This is a genomic window from Roseibium sp. AS2 (genome assembly GCF_038900065.1).
Taxonomy (GTDB): Bacteria; Pseudomonadota; Alphaproteobacteria; order Rhizobiales; family Stappiaceae; genus Roseibium.
Map to the genome: position 1 here is coordinate 131,312 of NZ_JBBMQN010000002.1, position 21,564 is coordinate 152,875.

Here is a 21,564-nt window from a genome sequence, read left to right on the forward strand (position 1 = left end):
CACCCTACCGATTGCCGCCAAAGACAAGAGCCCGCCCGCAAGGCGGGCTCCAGCTTGTTGACAAGCCCGCCGCCGGGCATCTTCAAGGTGCGCGCCGGCTCCTGGTTGCACCCCGCCGGAGCCCCGTCACGGGGACGGCGGCAGGCGGTTAAATCTTTTCGCCTGGAGGGCTCTTCAAATTCCGGGACGTCGATGCTAAATCATGAGTGTTATAGTCATCATTTGTGAGGTGCCCATTGGCCAACCGACCGAAACGCCGTCCCCGCTTTCTGACCGTCTCGTCGACGCGCTATCTCAGCCCGAACCTGATCCGGGTCACTTTCGCCGGTCCTGAACTGGAAGGTTTCCCGACCGGTCATGAAGGTGCCAACTGCAAGCTGGTGTTGCCGCGCGACGGCGAAGCCCGACAGGATTTCGAGGCCTGTTTCGAGCCGGACGGGCCTGCGGAAAAGATCCATCCGGTGCGGACCTACACCGTGCGCACCTTCCGCTCCGACAGCCTCGAGCTTGACATCGATTTTGTCGCCCACGGGGACAACGGTCCGGCGACCCGCTGGGCGCAGCGCGCTGGTCCCGGATCCTTTCTGGGTTTTCTCGGCCCGAGCCAGCCGAAGATCACCGAATTCCACGCCGACTGGTACCTGTTCGCCGCAGACCTGTCCGCCATGCCGGTGGTCGAAGCAACCCTCGAGGCCCTGCCCGGGGAAGCACGCGGTGTCGCTGTGTTCGAGGTTCCCTCAGCCGACGACATTCGCGAGATTGCCGCGCCCGAGGGGATCGATCTGCACTGGCTTGTGCAGGAGGACGTCCACAGGCCGTCGACGGCTCAAGTCGATTTCGTGAGGGCGCTGGACTGGCAGGACGGGACCGTCCAGACCTGCATCGCGGGAGAGAGTTCCGTGATCCGGGCGCTTCGGGACTATCTCCACAATGAGCGCAAGCTTCCGAAGGCCGACACGTATATTTCAGGCTACTGGAAGATCGGCCTGGTCGAGGACGAACACCAGCAGATGAAACGCGCGGAAGCCGCCTGACACATCCGGCAAGTCGCGCTCCGGTGCGGCCTGCCTCAGAGTTCGCCCATGGCCTTGCGGAACCGGTTGACGCTTTCCGCGAAACCGTGGACCAGCGCGTCGGCGGTAAAGCCGTGGCCGATGGACATTTCCCGGATGAAGGGCGCCCTGGCAAGCAGTGCCGGGATGTTGTCGACGGTCAGGTCGTGGCCGGCATTGACGCCAAGACCGCAGGCCCGGGCTGCTTCCGCCGTGGCGACGACCCTGTCGAGTTCCCGGGTGGCCCTGTCGGGATCGTCGTAACAGGCACCATAGGGACCTGTGTAGATCTCGATCCGTTCGGCGCCCAGCCGGGCGGCATGTTCCGGCGCTGCCGGATCCGGGTCGCAGAAGAGGGACACCGTCACCGCCCATTCCTTTGCGGCCGCGATGGCGGTCTCGAGCGCGCCGGTGTCTTTCGCGAAATCCCAGCCGTGATCGGAGGTGGTCTGTTCCGGATCGTCAGGCACGAACAGGACCTGTTCGGGCCGGGCCTCCTCGACCAGTTGCAGAAAGTCGGCTGCGGGGTAGCCCTCCAGGCACAGTTCCTTGTTCGGGAAGCGATCCTCGATCAGTTCGGACAGCTCGAAAACATCCGTTCTGCGGATGTGGCGCTGGTCCGGGCGCGGATGCACGGTGATGCCCTTGGCGCCCGCTTCCATGGCGATCGCGGCCAGGCCGGTGACGCTCGGCCAGGGCAGGTCGCGGCGGTTGCGCAGCATGGCGACGGCATTGACGTTGACGGACAGGCGCGAAACGGCAGGCATTGTTGTATTTCCGGATGAAGAGGTTGAGAACCTGATTCAAGTCGTTGGGCTATCGTGGCAGGATTGTTTTGAAAGTCCTTGAAGTCAAACAGGGAATTGTCACTAGAGACAATGTTTCCGGTGCCGTTTCTATCCGGCCCTTTGTCTGGCCAACCATTGTGTCGGGGTCATGCCCAGTTCGCCGCGAAAGGCTTTGCGGAGCGACGGGGCATCGGGAAAACCGCTGCGCACCGCAATGCGCTCAAGTCCCTTTTCGCCGCGCAGGAGGATGTCCTGGGCACGGGCGATCCTGGCGCGGCGGAGCCAGCCACCCAGGCTGCCCCCGGTGCGCGCGCGAACATGCCTGCTCAGGCTGCGGCGGCTGACCCCGGCGCGTGCTGCCAGTTCATCCAGAGAGGGGTTTTGTTCAGGGGTGGCCCAAAGGCGTTCGAGAATATCCGCGACGCGGCGCTCCGCCGACGTGGCGGGGGCGGGCCGGTCGATCAGTTGCGGTTGCTCGCCGCCCCGTTGCGGCGCCACGACAAGCTGGCGGGCGACCCGGTTGGCCTCCGCGATGCCTGACACCCGGGCAAGCAGATGCAGGCAGCAGTCGAGCCCGGCCGCGATACCCGCCGAGGTAACCACCTGGCCGTCGTCAACATATATCGCCGCCGGATCGATCCGGACGGCCGGGTATCGTGCGCGGAGTTCGGCGGCGCGTGCCCAGTGGGTGGTTGCGCGACGTCCGTCAAGAAGTCCTGCCTCCGCCAGCCCGAAGGCGCCGAGGCACAGGCCGACGACGATCGCATCGCGTTCATGGGCCGTGCGAAGTTGCCGCAAGATGCCGGGCGAGACCGTCTCGCCGGCATCCCGCCACCCGGGAAGGATGACGACATCGGCCTGGGCGGCGGCCGCCAGCGGATGAGCGGTTTCGATGATGAGACCGCCCGAAGCGGATATACGGCTGCTTTCACCGCACACCATCACTTCGTGTCCGCTGGCCAGGAACGGCTCGCCGAACACGGCAAGCGGTGTCGAGAGCATGAAGGGGCTGACGCCCTGATAGGCGATGATCGCGATGCGCATTGGCCCAAACTACCCTGAACATGTCTTGCGGGCCACTGCAAAACAGTGCTTCGAACCGATAGCCTGGAGGCTGTGACAAGGAGAAACACTGATGAACCGCGCCCTTCTCGTGATCGACATCCAGAACGACTACTTCGCAGGCGGCGCCCTGCCGCTGCATCAGGCCGAGGAGGTGGAGGCGCGTGTCGTCGCCGCGATCGGCCGCGCCATAAAGGCCGGCGACCGCATTGTCCTGGTGCGCCATGTTTCCGGAGCAGAGACGGGGCTGTTCGCCAACGGCGGTAGCGGCAATGCCGTCCGGCCATCAATTCTGGCTGCGGCGGGCAACGCACCGGTGGTGGTCAAACAGGTGGCCGATGCCTTTCAGAATACGGATTTGTCCCGGCATCTCGAAGGTGTCGAAGGCTTGCTGATCTGTGGCATGATGACCCAGAATTGCGTGGTGTTTACAGCCATGTCAAAGGCGGCCGAACCGTTCGACGTCACCGTCATCGGTGATCTTTGCGCCGCGCCGACCGAGGCCGTGCACAAAATTGCGCTCAATGCGCTGGGATCTAAATTGCGGGTCGCGGGTTCGAGCGATATCTGGCACTAGAGCCGTAATTTTGTGGTCACGCGCCGGCAACCCGAAAATTTCGGGCCGCCTGTCCGCTTTGCCGCGCGGGAGCTGCTCCGGGTGCTCCGGTGATATAGTCTGTGGTTGTATTCCCGTTGGCAATTGCAATCCGGCCGCAATTGCTTTGCACGGGGCCGACGGCCGGAAAGCCCCCGCAGCGCAGTTGCCTGTGAAAAGAATCACGGCATACTATTGTCAGTTTTCCTTACAAAGTCTGAAAAGGAGCTTCATCCGGCGGGGAAGCAGAGGGGCACGAAGCATGGCTATATGTCCGAAAAGCCTGTTCGACGCTGCTGTGAGCGACGGGGCGGGCGGCCATCGGAGATGGTGCTGCTTTGCCGGATTGATCCCCTCACATCCGGGCGAAAATGGCGTCCCCCTCGCGAGCTGCTTCCTTTTGCCCTCTCCCCACTCGCTCACGCGTGACCATATGCTGGTCCCACGACAGAAACCGACCTGAACATGGCAACTTTCAACGTACTTCTTCTTCTGGCTCAGGCGGCCGTCTATTTCACCGTGATGATGTGCCTTTTGCGGGCGCGCAGGGTGCTTGGAATCGGCGTGTTCATGTGCGCGCTGGGCGTGATGCATTTCCTGGAAACCTATCTCGCCAGCGTGTTCTACATCCAGTTGCCCTTCGGGATCGTATCGCCGGGTTCCACGGTGTTGTTTTCCGGCAAGCTGCTGATGATCCTGCTGCTCTATATCCGAGAGGACGCACTGGTCGTCCGCCAGGCGATCTACGGGCTGCTGGTCGGCAATTTCCTGATCGTCGCACTGGTCATGATCCTCAGGAACCACGACACCGTCATCGTCACCGGCGGGCGCGTTCCGGACATCGGCTTCATCGACGAAATCGGGCTTCTGATGATCTGGGGCTCGATACTGCTCTTCATCGATTCAATTCTGATCATCGTTCTGTACGAGCGCATCGGCAACTGGTTCGGCCGGCATCTGGGGTGGCGTTTCCTGATCTGCGGCGCGCTCGCGCTCACTTTCGACCAGGCCGGTTTCTTTCTGGCGCTTCATTATGTGACCGATGCGCCGGGGTACGTCTTCCTCGGTGGCTGGACCGCCAAGATGGCGGCGGTGCTTGTCTATACGGTCCTGTTCGTCGTTTATCTGAAATACTTCGACAACGAAAAGGTCTGGCTGTCGAACCGGCCGCTCAGGGATGTCTTCCACGTGCTGACCTATCGGGAGCGCTACCATCAACTGCTTGAGTCTTCGGTTCGCGACCATTTGACGGGGACGCTGGACCGCAGCCAGTACGAGGTGCGATCGCCGCAGATCCTCGCCCGGAACCTGAAGGAGGGGCGAGAGGTGTCCCTGCTGGTGATCGATATCGACCACTTCAAGCGGGTGAACGACCGTCACGGCCATCAGGTTGGCGATCAGGCGCTGAAGATTGTGGGGCGTCTGCTGAAGGAAAACCTGCGCTCCGACGACCACCTTTTCCGGGTCGGCGGCGAGGAATTCGTTATTCTGAGCGAACGCCTGCCCGCAGAGGCGGCGGTTTCCATGGCCGAGCGCCTGCGGAGGAGCATCGCGCGTTTCAGCAAGGTCTACCTGCCGGAAACGGTCACCGTCAGCATCGGCGTTTCCAGTGCGCCTGCCGACGGGACGAGCATCGACGACCTGTTCCGGGTCGCCGACCGGCGGCTCTACGATGCCAAGGGGGCCGGGCGCGACCGGGTCATCGGGCCAGCCGCGGCCGCTTGAGCGGATCGCCGCCCGGGGCATCCGTGCCGGTTTCCCAGACGGTATGGCAACACGCGAAATTCTCGCAAAATCAGACGGATGGCTGCGCTCTCGAGAAGACCTTTCCTGAGTGCGCGATGTCTGCCGTCTCCAAGTGCGGGCAATAGCTCTTGTCATGGCCGGGGCTTCTGCGTTAGTTATGTAATAACATAACGTATTCAGCGCAGGTAAAATTCATGTCCGATCCACGCCTTCCCGTAACCGTGCTTTCCGGCTTTCTGGGAGCCGGAAAGACAACGCTCCTGAACCGTGTTCTCAGCAACCGCGCCGGTCTCAAGGTCGCCGTCATCGTCAATGACATGTCCGAGGTGAACATCGACGCGGATCTGGTGCGGGCAGGCGGGGCGGAGCTCAGCCACACCGATGAGACTCTGGTGGAAATGTCGAACGGCTGCATTTGCTGCACGCTGCGCGACGATCTTCTCAACGAGGTGCGGCGCCTGTCGGAAGAGGGACGCTTCGACCACCTGCTGATTGAGTCGACGGGCATCTCCGAACCGCTGCCGGTTGCGGCAACGTTCGAGTTTCGCGACGAGGACGGCAACAGCCTGTCGGATGTCGCCCGGCTCGACACGATGGTCAGTGTTGTCGACGCGGCAAATCTGCTGCGGGACTTTTCGAGCCACGACTTTCTGCGCGACCGCGGCGAGACCCTGGGCGAGGACGATGAACGCACGCTGGTGCATCTGCTGACCGACCAGATCGAATTCGCCGATGTGGTCGTGTTGAACAAGTTGACGGCAGCCGGACCTGAACGGGTCGACGCCGCCCGAAAGATCATTCGCAGCCTGAATGCGGATGCCAGGATTATCGAAACCGATTTTTCCGATGTGGCCCCGAACGACATTCTCAATACGGGACTGTTCGACTTTGCCAGGGCGCACGAGCACCCGATGTGGGCCAAGGAACTTTACGGATTTGCCGATCACGTTCCCGAAACGGAAGAATATGGTGTGGTTTCATATGTCTATCGGGCACGGCGACCCTTTCATCCGCAAAAGATCCACGAAGTCCTGAACTCGGCGCTCGCGGGGGTCATCCGGGCAAAGGGACATTTCTGGATCGGCAGCCGGCCGGACTGGGTGATCGAATACTCCCTTGCCGGCGCCCTGTCCGGCACGGGACCGATCGGGACCTGGTGGGCCTCGGTCCCGGCAAGCCGGTGGCCGCAGGACGAGCGCGCCCGCACCTATGCCGAGGCGAATTGGGTCGAGCCGTTCGGCGACCGCCGTCAGGAAATCGTCTTTATCGGCACGGGCATCGACTGGCCGGAGCTGACGGCCCGGCTCGATGCCTGTCTGATCGGGCCGGAGGCCGGGGACGACCTGTCAGCGTTCCGGCATCTGCCCGATCCGTTCCCGCAGTTCCGGCGCGCAGGTGAAGCGGCATGACCCTCGCAGAGACGGAGACAACGGTTCGCGAAGGCTTTGCGCGGGACGTGATCATGGGCCGGACCGCCGATATTCTTGCCGATATCCATGCGCCCGGGATCAGTGCGGCGATCTGGACACGGTCGCCCGACGCGGACTTTCAGCGGTGGGTCGATGGCCTGCCGATCCGCAGCCTGCCGAAAATGAAGGCCGTGATCCCGGTCGGGCGGGTCGAGGCGGCGGTCTCGGCCACTTGCGAGATGGCCGGCCTGCCGGAGAGCCGGGAGCGGATCATGCTGGCCGGAGATGCCGGCGCACTCGCCCTGATCCTGGGACGTCTTCTGAACGTCTCCAGGGTGCAGATCAGGCTCGATGTCGCCAGCGGCGTCATGTGTCCGAAATTTCACACAGACGCCGTTCCGGCCCGGCTGCTGTGCAGCTATCGCGGGCCGGGATCGGAATATGTGCCGGCGGGACAGGAGAGTGATCTGCGGCGGGTTCGCCGTTTGCGGACCGGCGCTGCGGCAATCTTCCGGGGAACCCGCTGGCCCGGCGCGGAGCGCACGGAGCTTCTTCACAGGTCGCCCCCGCCGGATCAGGCCGACAGCACCAGACTGTTGCTGGTCATTGACCCGGTGGACTGAAACCCGCCTTGTCCGACAGGGTCCTGTCCGGCTCGGACGCCTGTCGCAAACCTCCTCGGGCAGTGTGGAAGGCCCGGGGAGAACCTTCACAGAACAACCTGATCGCCAAGAAACAACCCCGGACAATCCCGGGCAATGCCGCGGGCCAACCCGGATTACGGAGGAGATGTCTCCGGTCAGACCCGGTTGAGCAACCGGGCCCGGATGGTGTTCGGCAGGGCGCGGATCTCTTCCAGGATCCTGACCGGATCCTCGACCACGCTGTCGACATCCAGCACCACGTAGCCGATGTCCTGATGGGACTGCATGTACTGGGCGCAGATGTTGAGATTGTGCCGGGTGAACAGGTCGTTCAGCGTGCGCATGGCACCCGGGGCATTGTGATGCACCTGGATGAAACGGGTCGCGTCCGTGCCCTTGGGCAATTGCACCTGGGGAAAGGAGACCGCGCCGATGGTCGAGCCGACGTCGGAATATTCCACCAGCCGCTTGGAAACTTCCTCGCCGATCCGGTCCTGTGCCTCTTCCGTGGAACCGCCGACATGGGGCGTCAGGATGACATTGTCGAGGCCGCGCAGGGGCGAGACGAACTCGTCCTTGTTGGACTTCGGCTCGACCGGGAAGACGTCGATGGCGGCGCCGGCGAGATGACCGGACTTCAGCGCCCCGGCCAGGGCGTCGATGTCGATGACCTTGCCGCGGGCGTTGTTGATCAGGAAAGCGCCCTTTTTCATCTTGGCGATTTCACCGGCGCCGAACATGTTGCGGGTGCCAGGCGTGTCCGGGACATGCAGGGAGACGACATCGGACTGCGCCAGCAGGTTGTCCAGACTGTCAGCAGGGGAAACATTGCCATGCTGCAGCTTGTCGACGAGATCGAAATAGATCACCCGAAGGCCCATGGCCTCCGCAAGATTGGACAATTGCGTGCCGATATTGCCGTAGCCGATGATGCCGAGGGTCTTGCCGCGTACTTCGTGCGAGCCCACGGCGCTCTTCAACCAGCGGCCCTCGTGGGCGGCCGTGGATTTCGGGAAGATGCCGCGCATCAGCATGACGATCTCGGCGATGGTCAGTTCCGCGACAGAGCGTGTGTTGGAAAACGGCGCGTTGAACACGGCAACACCGCGGGTCAGCGCGCCGGTCAGGTCCACCTGATTGGTGCCGACGGAAAAACAACCCACGGCAACCAGGGACTTGGCGGCTTCCAGCACCTCTTCGGTGACCTGGGTGCGGGAGCGGATGCCGAGTATCTGGACACCCTGAAGTTTCTCGTTCAGCGCGTCTTTCTCGAGCGCGCCCGGGAGCACTTCCACATTGGTGTAGCCGTTCTTGTTCAGGATCGCGCGCGCGGTCGGCGAAATGCCTTCCAGCAGCAGCCAGCGGATCTGGTTTTTCGGCCGGGAAAGACCGTGTATCATGGCGGAAAGCCTTCAAGTCTGATGAGTTTGAAATGCGCCGGGGAGGCGCTGAAGCGCGGGTGTCGTATACGCGCTCAACCGTGTCGCGTCCAGAGCATCGTGCCGGCGTTCAACGGAATGCGTGTTGCCCGGGAAGGAAACACGACACTGTCTGCGGAGCCGAATTGCATCAATTGTGGGGTGTTTCAAGATCAGTCTTGAGCCGGTCCAGCAAAGTGACCGCGTTTTGCGCGTAGTGGCCGATCCAGCGATCGTGAATTTTCCGGATCGGGAGCGCGTTGAGATGGTTCCAGCGCTCCCGGCCCTTGCGCTGCACGATGATCAGGTCTGCTGCTTCCAGCACGCGCATGTGCTGCATCACCGTGCAACGGTCGAGTTCGGGAAACGCCGCGCACAGGGCGCCGGTGGTCTGGGGGGCATCCTTCAAGAGGTCAAGCAGGCGTCGCCGGCGGCCGTCCGCCAATGCCTTGAAAATCAGGTCCGAATCATCCTCACTTGACATGTTATAAAATTATAACATTAAATTGCCTCGGACAAGGAGAAAGCCATGAGGGATCCGGAGATCCGGCTGGACCGGGATTGCGCCGTTTCCACGGAACGTCTGTGGGAAGTGCTGGTGACGCCATCGCTTTGGTGGGGCAAGGAAGTTCGCCTTGAGCCTTGCGCCGGCGGGGTCTTTCATGAACCCTGGCGGGACTCGGCCGGGGAGCACAACACGCGCGGCAAGGTGGTCGCATACGAGCCTTCCAGCCGCCTTGCTCTGAGCTGGCGCGACGACGACTGGACCTTTGATACGCACGTCACCTTCGTACTGGCGGAGAAGGGGGAGGGCAGCAGCCTCCTGCTTTGCCATGGCGGCTGGAAGGGCGCGCCGCAACATCTGCAGGACCGGCTCTTGAGCAGCCACCGGCAAGGCTGGACGTATCATCTGGACAATCTGGTGGCCTGTGCGGAGCGGGCTCCCTGAAACGCATGTGGAACTCGCGGAGAAATCCATGAACCTGTCATTCAAAATCGCCGGACGGATCGCAAAACCGGTTGCGGAGGTGTTCGAGGCGGTGGTCAATCCGGACCGGCTTTCGGCCTATTTCACAACCGGAGGCGCCGATGGGCGGCTGGAGACCGGAACAATTGTCTACTGGGACTTTGCCGACTTTCCGGGCCGGTTCCCGGTGACGGTAGAGCGGGTGGAAAAGGACAGGGAGATCGTCCTCAAATGGGCGGCGTATGACTGCGGGGAGGTCAGTTCAACGGGCGAAACGCCGGTTCCCTCAGACTACGACACCACGATCACGATGACGTTCGAGGCGCTCGACGACGGCCGCACGCTGGTGACGATCAGCGAGCAGGGATGGCGCGAGACACCCGGTGCCCTGAAGGCATCCTACGGCAATTGCGAGGGCTGGACCCAGATGCTCTGCGCGCTCAAGGCCTGGCTCGAGCACGGCATCAATCTGCGCGAGGGTTTTTACAGGTAGCGAGGTCTCTCGTATTACCTCTTCTGACGCGATCGAGGCCGGCGACAGAGAGGGTTCTGTCGGCGAACACCCACAGGACCTCATCCCCAGGAAGCGCGAAGCACTGTGCGAAGGCCGGGCAATTTTCTCTTGTACCCGTCGCCCGTCCTTCGAGACGAACCTGACGGGCCTCCTCAGGATGTGGTCGTCTGGATGGGCGCTTTCTTCAAGTCTTCCAGCCGCTTGGCGATGGCCCGGATGGTGTCGTCGCCATAGCCGAGACCGAGGTCCCGGCGCATGAAATCTTCAAGGTCCTCGGTATCCCGGATCAACCATACGCGCTTGTCGCCATTGCCGGCCAGCCGGGCGCGTCCGTCCAGAAAACTGAGGAAGCCCGTGTCCGTCAGCCGGTAGAATTTCATGCTTCCGGCAAAGGACTGTTTCGGCGACGCCGCGCACAGAAAATTGGCTGCCTCGATGTCTGCCGGGCGCACATCCACCCGGTCAAAACCGTAAAGCGGAAACCAGCCTTCGCCGGTGGCGCGTTCCAGGACATGTTCGCCGGAGGCTTCCTCGAAACGGATGCGGTAGCTCTGGTCGCGGATCGGCTGCGGGGCGTCCGAGATCCGGACCGGTTCGGCCGGCGCCTGACCGCCGAAGCCGGCATCGACCAGCCATTCGTCGCCTTCCAGCGTGACTACGAATGCCAGGTGGGTTCGCGCGCCGCCTTCGCCAGCGCCCATGCGCACACGGGCGAGCACTTTTCGAGTGGAATACCCGAGCGAGGCCAGGGCGTCGCCCAGCAGCGCATTCAACTCGAAACAGTAGCCGCCGCAGCGCTCCATGACGAGTTTTTGCCAGAGACTTTCCGGATCGAGACCCGGCACCTGCCCGAGAAACGGCAGCACGTTTTCAAACGGTATGGCACTTATCTGTGCCGCCTGCAGCTTCTTCAGGCCGTCCAGATCGGGAGTGCAGGTTTGAAGTCCGATGCGGTGGAGATAGGCGGCAAGGTCAAAGGGCATGGGGGGGATCCGCAAGCTGAAGGGACCTGACGCATGTAGGCCGACATCGAGGAGATTAAAAGACTGAGGCCTTTCGATCAGCTCCGGCCGTCGGGAAATCGGGTGATTGCCGCGAAACTTACCAGGCTCATCCTGAGGCGGCGCGGAGCGCTGTCTCGAAGGATCGGCACCCTGCGCTCTCCTCAGGATGAGGCCGAATGAGGGGCGGCGAAAAATTGAAAACCCGCCGCGGGGTCGCGGCGGGTCCTGATTGTCCAGGGTCAAAGGGCGTTCAAAGCCCTTCCGGACCTCGCTGGACGGCGGCGACACCGGTGCGGGAGACTTCCACCAGACCGAGCGGTTTCATGATGGCGATGAACTGCTCGATCTTGGAGGTCCGGCCGGTGATCTCGAAGACGAAATGCTCGGTGGTGGCATCGATGACGGTGGCGCGGAAGGCATCGCCCAGGCGCAGGGCCTCCAGGCGCTTCTCGCCGGTGCCGGTGACTTTCACCAGGGCCAGTTCCCGTTCCAGGGGTTTGTCCTGATTGATGCGTTTGGCGCGCACCGTCAGATCGGTCACCCGGTGCACCGGCACCAGCCGGTCGAGCTGGTGGCGGATCTGTTCGATGATCATCGGCGTGCCGGTGGTCACGATGGTGATCCGCGACAGATGCTTCTCGTGTTCGGTCTCGGATACGGTCAGGCTGTCGATGTTGTAGCCGCGTCCGGAGAACAGGCCGATCACGCGCGCGAGCACGCCCGGTTCGTTGTCCACGAGGAGCGACAGGGTGTGGGTCTCGATCTCGTTGCTGACTTCCGCCAGGAAATAGGCGGACGGCGCATCGACGTTTTGTTGGGCATTCATGGTCTTCAGTTCCTCTTGCCTTGTGCGCCTCAAACGAGGGACTTGCCTTCGGCGCTGATCGCGGTGGCGAGCGCTTCGTCGTTGGCTTCGTCCGGCAGCAGCATTTCATTGTGGGCCTTGCCCGACGGGATCATCGGGAAACAATTGGCAAGGTTGGCGACACGGCAGTCGAACAGGACCGGCCGGTCGATCGCGATCATCTCCTCGATGGCGCCGTCCAGATCGGCGGGCTTTTCCACCCGGAAGCCGACCCCGCCATAGGCCTCGGCAAGCTTGACGAAATCCGGCAGGCTTTCGGTGTAGGAGTGGGACAGGCGGTTGCCGTGCAGCAACTGCTGCCACTGGCGCACCATGCCCATGTACTGGTTGTTCAGGATGAACACTTTCACCGGCAGGCCGAACTGGACCGCGGTCGACATTTCCTGGATGTTCATCAGGATCGAGGCGTCGCCGGCTATGTCGACGCAGAGCGCGTCCCGGTGAGCGACCTGCGCACCGATCGCCGCCGGCAGGCCGTAGCCCATGGTGCCGAGGCCGCCGGAGGTCAGCCAGCGGTTCGGTTCCTCGAAGCCGTAGAACTGGGCCGCCCACATCTGGTGCTGACCGACTTCAGTGGAGATGAAGGTCTTGCGGTGCTTGGTCAGTTCATAGAGCCGCTGAATCGCGTGTTGCGGCATGATGACATCGCTGTTCGGCTTGTAGGCCAGCGAGTTACGGGCCCGCCAGGCGTCGATCTGCGTCCACCAGTCCGTCATGGCGGCCGGTTCGGACTTCATCGACGACGCGCGCCAGATCCGGACGAGGTCTTCCAGAATATGAGCGACATCGCCGATGATCGGCAGATCGACGTTGATGGTCTTGTTGATCGAGGACGGGTCGATATCGATGTGGATCTTGCGGGATCCGGGCGAAAAGGCATCGGTACGGCCGGTGATGCGGTCGTCGAAGCGGGCGCCGATGCAGATCATCAGGTCGCAGTCATGCATGGCCATGTTGGCTTCATAGGTTCCGTGCATGCCGAGCATGCCGAGCCAGTTGTCGCCGGAGGCCGGATAGGCACCAAGGCCCATCAGCGTGGAGGTGATCGGAAAGCCGGTCAGGGACACCAGTTCGCGCAGAAGCTGGCAAGCCTGCGGACCCGAATTGATCACGCCGCCGCCGGTATAAAGCACCGGTTTCTTTGCGGCGGCCATGAGTTCGGCGGCCATGCGGATGCTTGCCGCGTCGCCTTTCAGTTGCGGCCGGTAGCTCTTGTGCGCGGCGGCCGGGTTCGGCGTCGGGCCCTGATAGGTGCCCATGGAAAACTGGACATCCTTGGGAATGTCGACGACGACCGGACCCGGGCGGCCGGAAGTGGCGACATAAAACGCCTCGTGCAGGACGCGCGCCAGGTCGTCGACATCGCGCACCAGCCAGTTGTGCTTGGTGCAGGGGCGGGTGATGCCGACCGTGTCGCACTCCTGGAAGGCGTCGTTGCCGATCAGGTGTGTCGGCACCTGGCCGGTGATGCAGACCAGCGGGATCGAATCCAGCATGGCGTCGGTCAGGGCGGTCACCATGTTGGTGGCGCCGGGACCGGAGGTCACCAGAGCAACGCCGGGCTTGCCGGTGGACCGGGCATAGCCCTCGGCCGCGTGGCCGGCGCCCTGTTCGTGACGCACGAGAATATGTTCAAGACCTTCCTGCTGGATGATCTCGTCATAGATGGGAAGCACTGCGCCGCCCGGATAGCCGAAGATGGTGTCGACACCCTGGTCCTTCAGCGCCTGGATGACCATTTCAGCGCCGGTCATTTCCCGTGTCATTCGTTTCGTCCTTGCATCAGCCGCCCGAGGATCCGGGCCCGGCTCTCATCATCTTGTGTTTCGGTCCAGCCGCTTGCAGCATCAAAGGTCCGGTCTGTGGCGGGAAGGCGGTGTCAGGAGGCGGGTACAAAAAAAGGCCCCTCGGGGAGCCTTGTTCGCGCGCCATCCTGTCCGTACGGGATCATCCCGCGGCGGAGGCGCGCTTTCCTACTACAACTAGAATGAGCGACATCGACATGTCGTCCCGGTCCTTTGAAACTACAGGCCGTCAGGGCCTCTTTCGGACTGTGTGATGGGTTTCCCCGCCCGTTCCGCCGTCCTTTGCCGCCGCTTTTCACGCGCCCGGCTGCATCCGGCCTGAAAGACACAAGCCCGGCACGTCCGCCCGGTCTTGATGCGCTGCACCCTAGTGAGGCGGATGAATCCGGTCAAGCCCAAATTTCATTTATTGCGCCGCGAAGGCACATTCTTTTTGAAAGTTTCGGCAGACGCTTGGCCCGCGACAGTCCGCGGACGGGGAGGGTCAGGATTGGTTGTCGCATCCGGTGCCGGAAAAATCCTTCTTCACGAACAGGTCCGTGTAGTTCAGCGTTGCGCTGCTGTGTTCGCGCATGATCGCTTCGGCGCGCTGGGCGTCGCCCTGCCGGAGTGCGTCGAAGATGATGACGTGCTGGGAGTGGCCGACGGTCAGGCGCATGCGTTCACGCTTGAAATCGGCCCGTTCGAAAGCCAGTGTGCCGAGCGCCGCGTAGGGGAGCATGGCGATGCGCTCGTAGGTATGCGCGATCAGTTCATTGCCGCAGTTCCGCATGATCGTTTCGTGAAACAGGATGTTCGCGTCCGTGTAACCGCCGATGAAGTCGATGCCGCGGGCCTCGTCGGTGTCGCGTTCCAGGAGGTCCTGGGTGGTTTCGATGGATCTGAGCAGTGTCTGCTCCACTTCCGTGCTCATGCCGTGGCCGGCGAGGGTTCGGGCCGCCAGGGCTTCCAGCATCGCCCGCACCTCGACGGTCTTGGTAATATCGGAAATCGAAATCGAGCGCACCGTGTAGCCGCGGCCCTGGCGTTTGCCGATGAGGCCTTCCGCTTCCAGTGCGGCGAGCGCGGTGCGCGCGGGGGTGCGCGAAAGGCCCATTTCGCCGGCGATGCTCGCTTCGCTGATCCGCTCACCGGGCTGTCTTTCCCCGCGCAGGATCTGTCCGCGCACGAAAGCGAGCACTTGCTCGGTGTTGGAGGTCATGGATCATCCCTTTATGAATACGAAATTTGGGCTTTTCTTCCCGAAATTACGATTATAGATCATTTTTTGCTTAACTTCGAATACGTTTTGTGGGACGTTTTCGCTTCGGGCACATTGGCTGCCGGGAGCGGGCAACACAAGTATCCGGAACGGATATGCGCGTGTGCGCCGGGGAAATCAGCCCGAACGCCCTGAACACTTTGGGAGGAGTGGGATGAAATCCGTATTTGCCACGGCGGCCCTGGCCGCGACGATTGTCTTTTCCGGCGGGGCGCAGGCGCGCGACCTGGCTTTAAGTTATTTCATGGGGCCGGCGCACCCCCTCAACAAGGCCGTCTTCACCCCGTTCGCCGACCGGCTTGCCGAGGTTTCCGGGGGCGCGCTGACGGTGACGCAATTTGCCGGCGGGGCGTTGAATTCGTCGCCGCCGAAGCAGTATTCGATCCTTCTGGACGGCGTTGCCGACATCGCTTTCCACCTGCCCGGTTACACAGCGCAGCTGTTTCCGATCACGACCGCGGTGACCACGCCCGGAATGTGTTCCGACGCGGTCGACTGCACCGAGGCCATGTGGCGCGCCCATGATGTGATCGAGAAGGAATTCGACGCCAAGATCCTGGCTCTCTGGGCCAACGATCCGCAGGCGCTGTTCACCAGGAACAAGGCTGTGCGCACGCTCGAGGACATCGACGGCATGGTTGTGCGCGTCACCTCCGCGCAGGACATTCCGTTCACGGAGGCGCTCGGTGCGTCGGCGGTGTCGCAGCCGGTCAGCGTCATCAACCAGAACCTGTCGAACGGGGTCGTCGACGCCATCTCCATCGATCCCTCGGCGGCGCTGTCCTTCAAGCTCCACGAGCCCGCGAACTACCTGACGACGAATATTCCAGGTGCTGGATCGGCCTTTGTCCTGCTCATGAACAAGGGTGTCTGGGAGAGCCTGAGCGACCAGGAGAAGGCCTGGGTCGACGAGGTTTCCGGCAAGAGCCTGTCGATGGACGCGGCGAAGATGTACAAGGCGATCGCTGCCAAGGGCATCAAGGTGTCCGAACAGAACGGTGTCGAGGTGATCGAACTGTCCGCTGAAGAGCGGGCGCGCTGGGACGCGGCCATTCAGCCTGCAATGGACATGTGGCTTGAGAGTGAACTCGGCCAGGGAATGACCGGCGCCGAGATCATGCGTCTGATGACCGGAAAAGACGGGTGAAGGCAATGTCTTCTCCGTTCAGCCGTCTGGAGCAGGGGGCCGGCCGGATCGCCGGCCTCTTCGCGGCCGTTGGCGGCGCAGCCCTGTTCGTGCTGGCGCTGGTCACCATCGTCTCGGTGTTCTGGCGGTATGTGCTCAGGGATCCGATCTTCGGGATCGAGGACATTAGCACCATGGCACTTTCGGTGGCCGTGGCCGGTGCGGTCGCCTATGGCGCACACAAGGGCGCCCATGTCAGCGTGAACGTGATTGCGATGATCGCCGGGCGGCGTGTGACCCGGGTGACCGATGCGGCGGCGCGGGTCCTGAATACCGGCATTCTCGGTCTTGCCGCCTATGCGCTTTTCAAGAAAGGGTCCTGCGGCATCGCCTGCGGTGCCATGACCTCCAATCTCGGGCTCCTGCATCAGCCCTTTTATTACGGACTTGTCGCGGCGATGGCGTTTTACGCCCTGGTCCAGGTCCTTCACCTTTGTATTGGCCTTGCCCACTGGGCAGGCGATGACCCGAACGAGATTGCGGACTGATGACCGGAACGACCTTGGCGCTCGCGGGCTTCGCGCTGCTGTTCATACTCCTGTTCATCCGCATGCCTGTCGGCACGTCGATGATGCTTGTGGGCGCGGCGGGCATCTGGATGATCCGCCCGCAGGCAAGCCTGCCGGTGATGGCGACGGAAATCTTCGGCGAGGCGTCCAGCTATCCGCTGACGATCCTGCCGCTGTTCATCCTGATGGGAAACCTGGCGGGCATTTCCGGCATGAGCCGGGATCTTTATTCCGCCGCCCACGCCTGGTTCGGGCACATGAAGGGCGGGCTGGCTTCGGCGACCATTGTCGGCTGCGCCGGTTTTTCCGCGCTGTCCGGTTCGTCGCTGGCGGCAGCCCTGACCATGGGCCGGGTCAGCCTGCCCGAGATGCAACGCTATTCCTACGACAATTCCCTTGCCACCGGCGCCATCGCGGCGGGCGGGACGCTCGGTATCCTGATCCCGCCCTCTGCGGGCTTCGTCGTCTATGCCATCCTGACCGAGGAATCCATCGGGCGGCTGTTCATGGCCGGGGTTCTGCCCGGCCTGCTTCTGACCCTGTCCTTCATCCTGGCTATCTGGCTGGTGGTGTTCCGCGATCCGATGAAGGCGCCGCAGGCAGCGCAGGCCGTTCCGCTCGGAGAGCGCTTCTCCGCGCTGTTGCGGGCGTCCTGGATTGTCGGGATCATTGTTCTGACCATCGGCGGCATTTATGCCGGCGTCTTTTCCGCGGTCGAGGCTGCCGGTATCGGGGCGTTCCTCGCGTTCCTCGTCACCGTGATCCGGGGGGCGCTCACCTGGGAGAACATCAAGGGCGTGACCACGGGCACGCTCAAGGCAACCGGGACCGTGTTCCTGATCCTGTTCGGCGCCTTCGTGTTCAAGACCTTCATCGGCTTCACCGGTGTGACCGTCGCCCTGACGGCGTGGATCGGGACGCTGGGCCTGTCACCGGTCGAGGTCGTGCTCGCCATCCTGGCCGTGTTCATCGTTCTGGGCATGTTTCTGGACGGATTTGCGATCCTGGTGCTGACGGTGCCACTGGTCCAGCCGATCCTGCAGTCCATGGGCGTCGACCTGATCTGGTTCGGGGTTCTCATGGTGATCGCCCTGGAGATGGGCCTGATTTCGCCACCGGTCGGCATCAACGTGTTCGTCGTCAAGGGCATCGCGGAAGGCGTTTCGCTCAACACGATCTTCAAGGGCATCTGGCCGTTCTGGTTCGCGATGCTGGCGGTCATCCTCCTGATCGTCCTGTTCCCCCAGATCGCCCTCGTTCTGCCAACAACAATGTTCGGGTGACGCTGTGACCATTCGCTTCTTTTCCGACAAGAACAGGCCGGTGCACCTCGGGCCGTTTCCGCTCGAACGGCTGGCCCGCGGGGGCACGCCCGACTATGCCCTTGTGCCGGCGTTCCGGCCGCTGGAGTTCCGCCGCCCGGAGACACCGGCCTCCATCGTCAACGCGATGGGCGACTACCAGGCGATGATGGACGCGATCCGCGACGGCCTCGTCAACAAGGCCCGGGCCGGCTGCCCGGACGATCCGGGAGAGCGGGCCGAGCACCTGAAAGGCTTCGGCTATTTTTCGGATGCGGCGATGGTCGGCATCGGGCCCCTGCCGGAGGAAGCGCTGCTGAACCATCCGGTCCGCAATCCCGACATCGACCGCCTGGCGCACGACCTGAAGACCCGGCAGACAAAGACGCTGGCAAGCGGCATCGACATGATCATGGCCGACCTCAAGGAGTCCATGGAGGCGCCGCCGTCGACCATCACCGGCCATACCCGCACGATCGTCTTTCTCTACGACCATACCCGCGATCCGAGGCCGGACGAGCCCGGGACCGACTGGCTCGGCGATGCCCAGGCGCATCGCGCCTGCCTCAGGGCGAGCGAGACGGCGGTCGTGCTGGCCAACTACATCCGCCTGCTCGGCTGGGACGCCAAGGCGCATACGGCGACCAGCTCGGACATCGATCTGAACATCGCAACCGTGGCGGCGGGACTGGCAAGCGTCGAGGACGGCCGGCTGGTCAACCCTTACGTCGGCGACCGGTTTGGCGTGGCTGCGATCACGACGACGTTCGATCTTGCGGTGGACGGCCCGCTGAAGGCCATGAAGGACCAGCCCTGGTTCAGGACCAAGGGCCCCGCCTGGTGGGTGGGGGCGGGCTTCCGGCGCTCGGCGCTCAACGGCGATCCTTTTGACAAGCGCGATTTCGTCATGGGACCGCATCCGTTCGAGACACTGAAACGGGTCGACACGCCGACGACCTATATCGATGAGGCGCATGTGGCGCGGGTGCCCAAACGCACGGACATGTTCGCACGGGCGCAGTTCGGTGACATGGGCAAGGCCCTCCAGAACGGCGCGAAAGGCGGCTATTACGCCCGCAAGGCGGCGCCGTCCATGGCGCAGCGCCGGATGCTGGGTGCCTTCGTGCTGTTGCAGGATGGCGCGCCCGCCACCGGACACCCTGTGTCCGATCCGCAGCGCGACGCGTTGAACGTCAAGGCGGCGGCTTATTTCCTCGGCGTCGACGCGGTCGGCATCAGCCGCTGTCCGGACTGGACCTGGTATTCCCACGACGCAACGGGCGCCGCCATCGATCCGCCCCACGATCAGGCGATCAGCATGATCATCGATCAGGGGTATGAAACGATGGAGGGCGCGTCGGGAGACGACTGGATCTCCGTCGCCCAGTCGATGCGCGCTTATTTAAGGTTTTCGCTGCTCGGCGGTGTGATCGCCGCACAGATCCGCCGCCTCGGCTACAAGGCCAAGGCGCATTCGGTGCTCGACGGCGAGGTGCTGCAGCCACCGCTTCTGCTGCTGTCCGGGCTCGGCGAGGTCAGCCGTATCGGCGAAGTCATCCTCAATCCGTTCCTCGGGCCGCGTCTGAAATCCGGTGTGGTGACCACGGACATGCCGCTGGCCCATGACAAGCCGATCGATTTCGGCCTGCAGGCTTTCTGCGGCGCCTGCAACAAATGCGCGCGCGAGTGCCCCAGCGGGGCGATCACCGCAGGGCCGAAACTGATGTTCAACGGCTACGAGATCTGGAAGAGCGACAGCCAGAAATGCGCGACCTACCGGATCACCACCGAAGGCGGCGCCATGTGCGGGCGTTGCATGAAGACCTGTCCGTGGAACCTGGAGGGACTGTTTGCCGATAAGCCGTTCCGCTGGGCCGCCATGACGCTTCCGGGCGCCGCGCCGTATCTTGCGAAGCTGGACGACATGGCCGGGCGGGGCGGACTCAACCCGGTGAAGAAATGGTGGTGGGACCTGGAGCTCCATGAGGATGGCGGCTACAAGCCTGCGCGCCTTCCGGTCAATGCGCGCGACCTGCAAAAGGATCTCGACCTGAAATACGAGGACCAGACGCTGGCCGTCTATCCGGCGCCGCTGGCACCGCATCCCTTTCCCTATCCGTTTCCGATGGACCGGGAGGCCGGCATCGAGGCCTATCAGGCGATGGTCACGGCAGAGGAATACAAGCGCCGGCTGGAGGCGGGCGACGACAGCGTCATTCACCGTTACACGGCGGCCGGCGAAAGCCCGGTCGTGCGGGTGGTCGTCTCCAAGGTCGCGCACATGACCGGGGATGTCACCAAATACGAATTCCGGGCCATCGATGGCGGCGACCTGCCGGCCTGGGAGGCGGGCGCGCATCTCGATATCGTCGTCGCCCCCGAGTTCCTGAGGCAATACTCCATGTCGGGCAATCCCGCCGACCGGTCCGTCTACCAGATCGGCGTTTTACGCGAGGACATGGGCCGGGGCGGCTCGAAGCTGCTGCACCGGATCTTCTCCGAAGGACGCAAGATCTTCGTCTCCCGGCCGATCAACCATTTTCCGCTGGAGGAGGGGGCGGCGAAGTCGCTGCTGATGGGCGGCGGCATCGGCGTGACCCCGATGATCGCAATGGCCCATCGCCTGCATGCCCTGGGCCGCGATTTCGAACTGCATTATTCGATCAAGTCACGCGACGGCGGCGGCTATCTTGCGGATCTCGCCGCCGTGCCCTGGGCGGACCGGGTGCATCTGCACGTTTCCGCCGAGGGCAGCCGGGCCGAACTCGACACGGTGCTCGCCGGCTATCGCGACGGCTGGCATGTCTATACCTGCGGGCCGGACCGGTTCATGGCCTCGGTCGTGGAAGCCGCGCAGCGGCAGGGGTACCCGGACGAGGCCAGGCACCTGGAATATTTCTCCGTTCCGGAAGTGCCGGATTACGAGAATCACGACTTCACCCTGAAACTGGTGAAATCCGGCAAGTCGTTGCTGGTGCCCGCCGACAGGTCTGCGACGGATGTCCTGGCCGAAAACGGCATCGCGATTGACGTCAAATGCGCCGACGGCATCTGCGGCGTGTGCAAATGCGGTCTCGTTTCGGGCGAGGTGGAGCACCGCGACTTCGTGCTCTCGAAAGCACAGCGGGCCCATGCCATCATCCTGTGCCAGTCGCGCGCGGCGGAACCGGGCGGGGAAATCGCGGTCGATCTCTGAAACGCGGCAGTCATTCCGCCGGGGGGCATCTCCGGCCCCGGCGACAAAAAAGTGTCATATCCCCATTGCGCGGGTGAAACAGGTCCGTTATACAGCGCACCTTCGCTGCGGCATATGATATGCTTTCGCTGCAGCTTGATGGGTGTGTAGCTCAGTTGGTAGAGCAGCTGACTCTTAATCAGCGGGTCTGGGGTTCGAGCCCCCACTCACCCACCATTCTCTTCTCTTTGAAATTGCTGTAT

Annotated in this window: 19 protein-coding genes and 1 tRNA gene; 12 read left to right on the top strand and 8 right to left on the bottom strand. The window is 63.0% G+C overall.

The features are described from left to right. Positions 1-236: 236 nt before the first annotated feature. Positions 237-1,034, top strand: a complete 798-nt coding sequence (locus WNZ15_RS05625; RefSeq protein ID WP_342891976.1) for a siderophore-interacting protein — start codon at positions 237-239, stop codon at positions 1,032-1,034. 35 nt (positions 1,035-1,069) lie between these two features. Here the strand turns inward: WNZ15_RS05625 and WNZ15_RS05630 are convergent, their stop codons facing one another. After that, entirely contained in the window at positions 1,070-1,819 is a 750-nt protein-coding gene (locus WNZ15_RS05630; RefSeq protein ID WP_342891977.1) for a pyridoxine 5'-phosphate synthase, read from the bottom strand. A gap of 129 nt (positions 1,820-1,948) precedes the next feature. Then, positions 1,949-2,884 carry a helix-turn-helix domain-containing protein gene (locus tag WNZ15_RS05635; RefSeq protein WP_342891978.1) on the bottom strand — a complete coding sequence of 312 codons (936 nt, stop codon included), beginning with the start codon at positions 2,882-2,884 and terminating at the stop codon, positions 1,949-1,951. Between the two features lie 91 nt (positions 2,885-2,975). Here WNZ15_RS05635 and WNZ15_RS05640 point away from each other — a divergent pair, with 91 nt between their 5' ends. From WNZ15_RS05640 to WNZ15_RS05655, 4 genes are all read left to right on the top strand, one after another. Next, entirely contained in the window at positions 2,976-3,479 is a 504-nt protein-coding gene (locus tag WNZ15_RS05640; RefSeq protein WP_342891979.1) for an isochorismatase family protein, read from the top strand. 483 nt (positions 3,480-3,962) lie between these two features. Beyond that, a complete protein-coding gene (locus WNZ15_RS05645) occupies positions 3,963-5,222 on the top strand; it encodes a GGDEF domain-containing protein (protein WP_342891980.1) in 1,260 nt (419 codons plus the stop codon). Positions 5,223-5,437: 215 nt separating this feature from the next. Beyond that, positions 5,438-6,652, top strand: coding sequence for a GTP-binding protein (locus tag WNZ15_RS05650; RefSeq protein ID WP_342891981.1), 1,215 nt, complete (start codon positions 5,438-5,440; stop codon positions 6,650-6,652). After that, positions 6,649-7,275 (top strand): DUF1826 domain-containing protein, encoded by a 627-nt coding sequence (locus WNZ15_RS05655; RefSeq protein WP_342891982.1) that lies wholly within the window; start codon positions 6,649-6,651, stop codon positions 7,273-7,275. The genes WNZ15_RS05650 and WNZ15_RS05655 overlap by 4 nt, the downstream gene beginning before the upstream one ends. A gap of 176 nt (positions 7,276-7,451) precedes the next feature. Here WNZ15_RS05655 and serA read toward each other — a convergent pair whose 3' ends face one another. Both serA and WNZ15_RS05665 read right to left on the bottom strand, forming a co-directional pair. After that, entirely contained in the window at positions 7,452-8,696 is a 1,245-nt protein-coding gene (gene serA, locus WNZ15_RS05660) for a phosphoglycerate dehydrogenase (protein WP_342891983.1), read from the bottom strand. 169 nt (positions 8,697-8,865) lie between these two features. Next, positions 8,866-9,198, bottom strand: a complete 333-nt coding sequence (locus WNZ15_RS05665) for a helix-turn-helix transcriptional regulator (protein WP_342891984.1) — start codon at positions 9,196-9,198, stop codon at positions 8,866-8,868. A gap of 45 nt (positions 9,199-9,243) precedes the next feature. Here WNZ15_RS05665 and WNZ15_RS05670 point away from each other — a divergent pair, with 45 nt between their 5' ends. Together WNZ15_RS05670 and WNZ15_RS05675 are read left to right on the top strand one after the other, a co-directional pair. Continuing rightward, positions 9,244-9,663, top strand: a complete 420-nt coding sequence (locus WNZ15_RS05670; RefSeq protein ID WP_342891985.1) for an SRPBCC domain-containing protein — start codon at positions 9,244-9,246, stop codon at positions 9,661-9,663. A 28-nt stretch (positions 9,664-9,691) separates the two neighbouring features. Next, positions 9,692-10,174, top strand: a complete 483-nt coding sequence (locus WNZ15_RS05675) for an SRPBCC family protein (RefSeq protein WP_342891986.1) — start codon at positions 9,692-9,694, stop codon at positions 10,172-10,174. A gap of 173 nt (positions 10,175-10,347) precedes the next feature. Here WNZ15_RS05675 and WNZ15_RS05680 read toward each other — a convergent pair whose 3' ends face one another. From WNZ15_RS05680 to WNZ15_RS05695, 4 genes are all read right to left on the bottom strand, one after another. Beyond that, on the bottom strand, positions 10,348-11,178 hold the full coding sequence (locus tag WNZ15_RS05680) for an arylamine N-acetyltransferase (RefSeq protein ID WP_342891987.1): 831 nt from the start codon (positions 11,176-11,178) through the stop codon (positions 10,348-10,350). Positions 11,179-11,449: 271 nt separating this feature from the next. After that, positions 11,450-12,025, bottom strand: coding sequence for an acetolactate synthase small subunit (ilvN, locus tag WNZ15_RS05685; protein ID WP_342891988.1), 576 nt, complete (start codon positions 12,023-12,025; stop codon positions 11,450-11,452). A 29-nt stretch (positions 12,026-12,054) separates the two neighbouring features. After that, a complete protein-coding gene (locus WNZ15_RS05690) occupies positions 12,055-13,830 on the bottom strand; it encodes an acetolactate synthase 3 large subunit (RefSeq protein ID WP_342891989.1) in 1,776 nt (591 codons plus the stop codon). 523 nt (positions 13,831-14,353) lie between these two features. Continuing rightward, positions 14,354-15,070 carry a GntR family transcriptional regulator gene (locus tag WNZ15_RS05695; protein WP_342891990.1) on the bottom strand — a complete coding sequence of 239 codons (717 nt, stop codon included), beginning with the start codon at positions 15,068-15,070 and terminating at the stop codon, positions 14,354-14,356. Between the two features lie 214 nt (positions 15,071-15,284). On the opposite strand from WNZ15_RS05695, the gene WNZ15_RS05700 reads away from it, so the two are divergent. The 5 genes from WNZ15_RS05700 to WNZ15_RS05720 all read left to right on the top strand — a co-directional run bounded on the left by WNZ15_RS05700 (position 15,285) and on the right by WNZ15_RS05720 (position 21,538). After that, a complete protein-coding gene (locus tag WNZ15_RS05700) occupies positions 15,285-16,277 on the top strand; it encodes a TRAP transporter substrate-binding protein (RefSeq protein ID WP_342891991.1) in 993 nt (330 codons plus the stop codon). Positions 16,278-16,282: 5 nt separating this feature from the next. Beyond that, entirely contained in the window at positions 16,283-16,804 is a 522-nt protein-coding gene (locus WNZ15_RS05705) for a TRAP transporter small permease subunit (protein ID WP_342891992.1), read from the top strand. Continuing rightward, a complete protein-coding gene (locus tag WNZ15_RS05710) occupies positions 16,804-18,108 on the top strand; it encodes a TRAP transporter large permease (RefSeq protein WP_342891993.1) in 1,305 nt (434 codons plus the stop codon). The genes WNZ15_RS05705 and WNZ15_RS05710 overlap by 1 nt, the downstream gene beginning before the upstream one ends. A gap of 4 nt (positions 18,109-18,112) precedes the next feature. Beyond that, the gene (locus tag WNZ15_RS05715; protein WP_342891994.1) at positions 18,113-21,322 is read left to right on the top strand and encodes a 4Fe-4S double cluster binding domain-containing protein; all 3,210 of its coding nucleotides are present in this window, start codon (positions 18,113-18,115) and stop codon (positions 21,320-21,322) included. 140 nt (positions 21,323-21,462) lie between these two features. Beyond that, a tRNA-Lys gene (locus tag WNZ15_RS05720) sits at positions 21,463-21,538 on the top strand. The last annotated feature ends 26 nt before the right edge of the window (positions 21,539-21,564 follow it).

Coding starts and splice junctions, on each gene's coding strand:
- WNZ15_RS05630 (WP_342891977.1), bottom strand. CDS start 1,819: ATGCCTGCCGTTTCGCGCCTGTCCGTCAACGTCAATGCCGTCGCCATG.
- WNZ15_RS05635 (WP_342891978.1), bottom strand. CDS start 2,884: ATGCGCATCGCGATCATCGCCTATCAGGGCGTCAGCCCCTTCATGCTC.
- WNZ15_RS05640 (WP_342891979.1), top strand. CDS start 2,976: ATGAACCGCGCCCTTCTCGTGATCGACATCCAGAACGACTACTTCGCA.
- WNZ15_RS05645 (WP_342891980.1), top strand. CDS start 3,963: ATGGCAACTTTCAACGTACTTCTTCTTCTGGCTCAGGCGGCCGTCTAT.
- WNZ15_RS05650 (WP_342891981.1), top strand. CDS start 5,438: ATGTCCGATCCACGCCTTCCCGTAACCGTGCTTTCCGGCTTTCTGGGA.
- WNZ15_RS05655 (WP_342891982.1), top strand. CDS start 6,649: ATGACCCTCGCAGAGACGGAGACAACGGTTCGCGAAGGCTTTGCGCGG.
- serA (WP_342891983.1), bottom strand. CDS start 8,696: ATGATACACGGTCTTTCCCGGCCGAAAAACCAGATCCGCTGGCTGCTG.
- WNZ15_RS05665 (WP_342891984.1), bottom strand. CDS start 9,198: ATGTCAAGTGAGGATGATTCGGACCTGATTTTCAAGGCATTGGCGGAC.
- WNZ15_RS05670 (WP_342891985.1), top strand. CDS start 9,244: ATGAGGGATCCGGAGATCCGGCTGGACCGGGATTGCGCCGTTTCCACG.
- WNZ15_RS05675 (WP_342891986.1), top strand. CDS start 9,692: ATGAACCTGTCATTCAAAATCGCCGGACGGATCGCAAAACCGGTTGCG.
- WNZ15_RS05680 (WP_342891987.1), bottom strand. CDS start 11,178: ATGCCCTTTGACCTTGCCGCCTATCTCCACCGCATCGGACTTCAAACC.
- ilvN (WP_342891988.1), bottom strand. CDS start 12,025: ATGAATGCCCAACAAAACGTCGATGCGCCGTCCGCCTATTTCCTGGCG.
- WNZ15_RS05690 (WP_342891989.1), bottom strand. CDS start 13,830: ATGACACGGGAAATGACCGGCGCTGAAATGGTCATCCAGGCGCTGAAG.
- WNZ15_RS05695 (WP_342891990.1), bottom strand. CDS start 15,070: ATGACCTCCAACACCGAGCAAGTGCTCGCTTTCGTGCGCGGACAGATC.
- WNZ15_RS05700 (WP_342891991.1), top strand. CDS start 15,285: ATGAAATCCGTATTTGCCACGGCGGCCCTGGCCGCGACGATTGTCTTT.
- WNZ15_RS05705 (WP_342891992.1), top strand. CDS start 16,283: ATGTCTTCTCCGTTCAGCCGTCTGGAGCAGGGGGCCGGCCGGATCGCC.
- WNZ15_RS05710 (WP_342891993.1), top strand. CDS start 16,804: ATGACCGGAACGACCTTGGCGCTCGCGGGCTTCGCGCTGCTGTTCATA.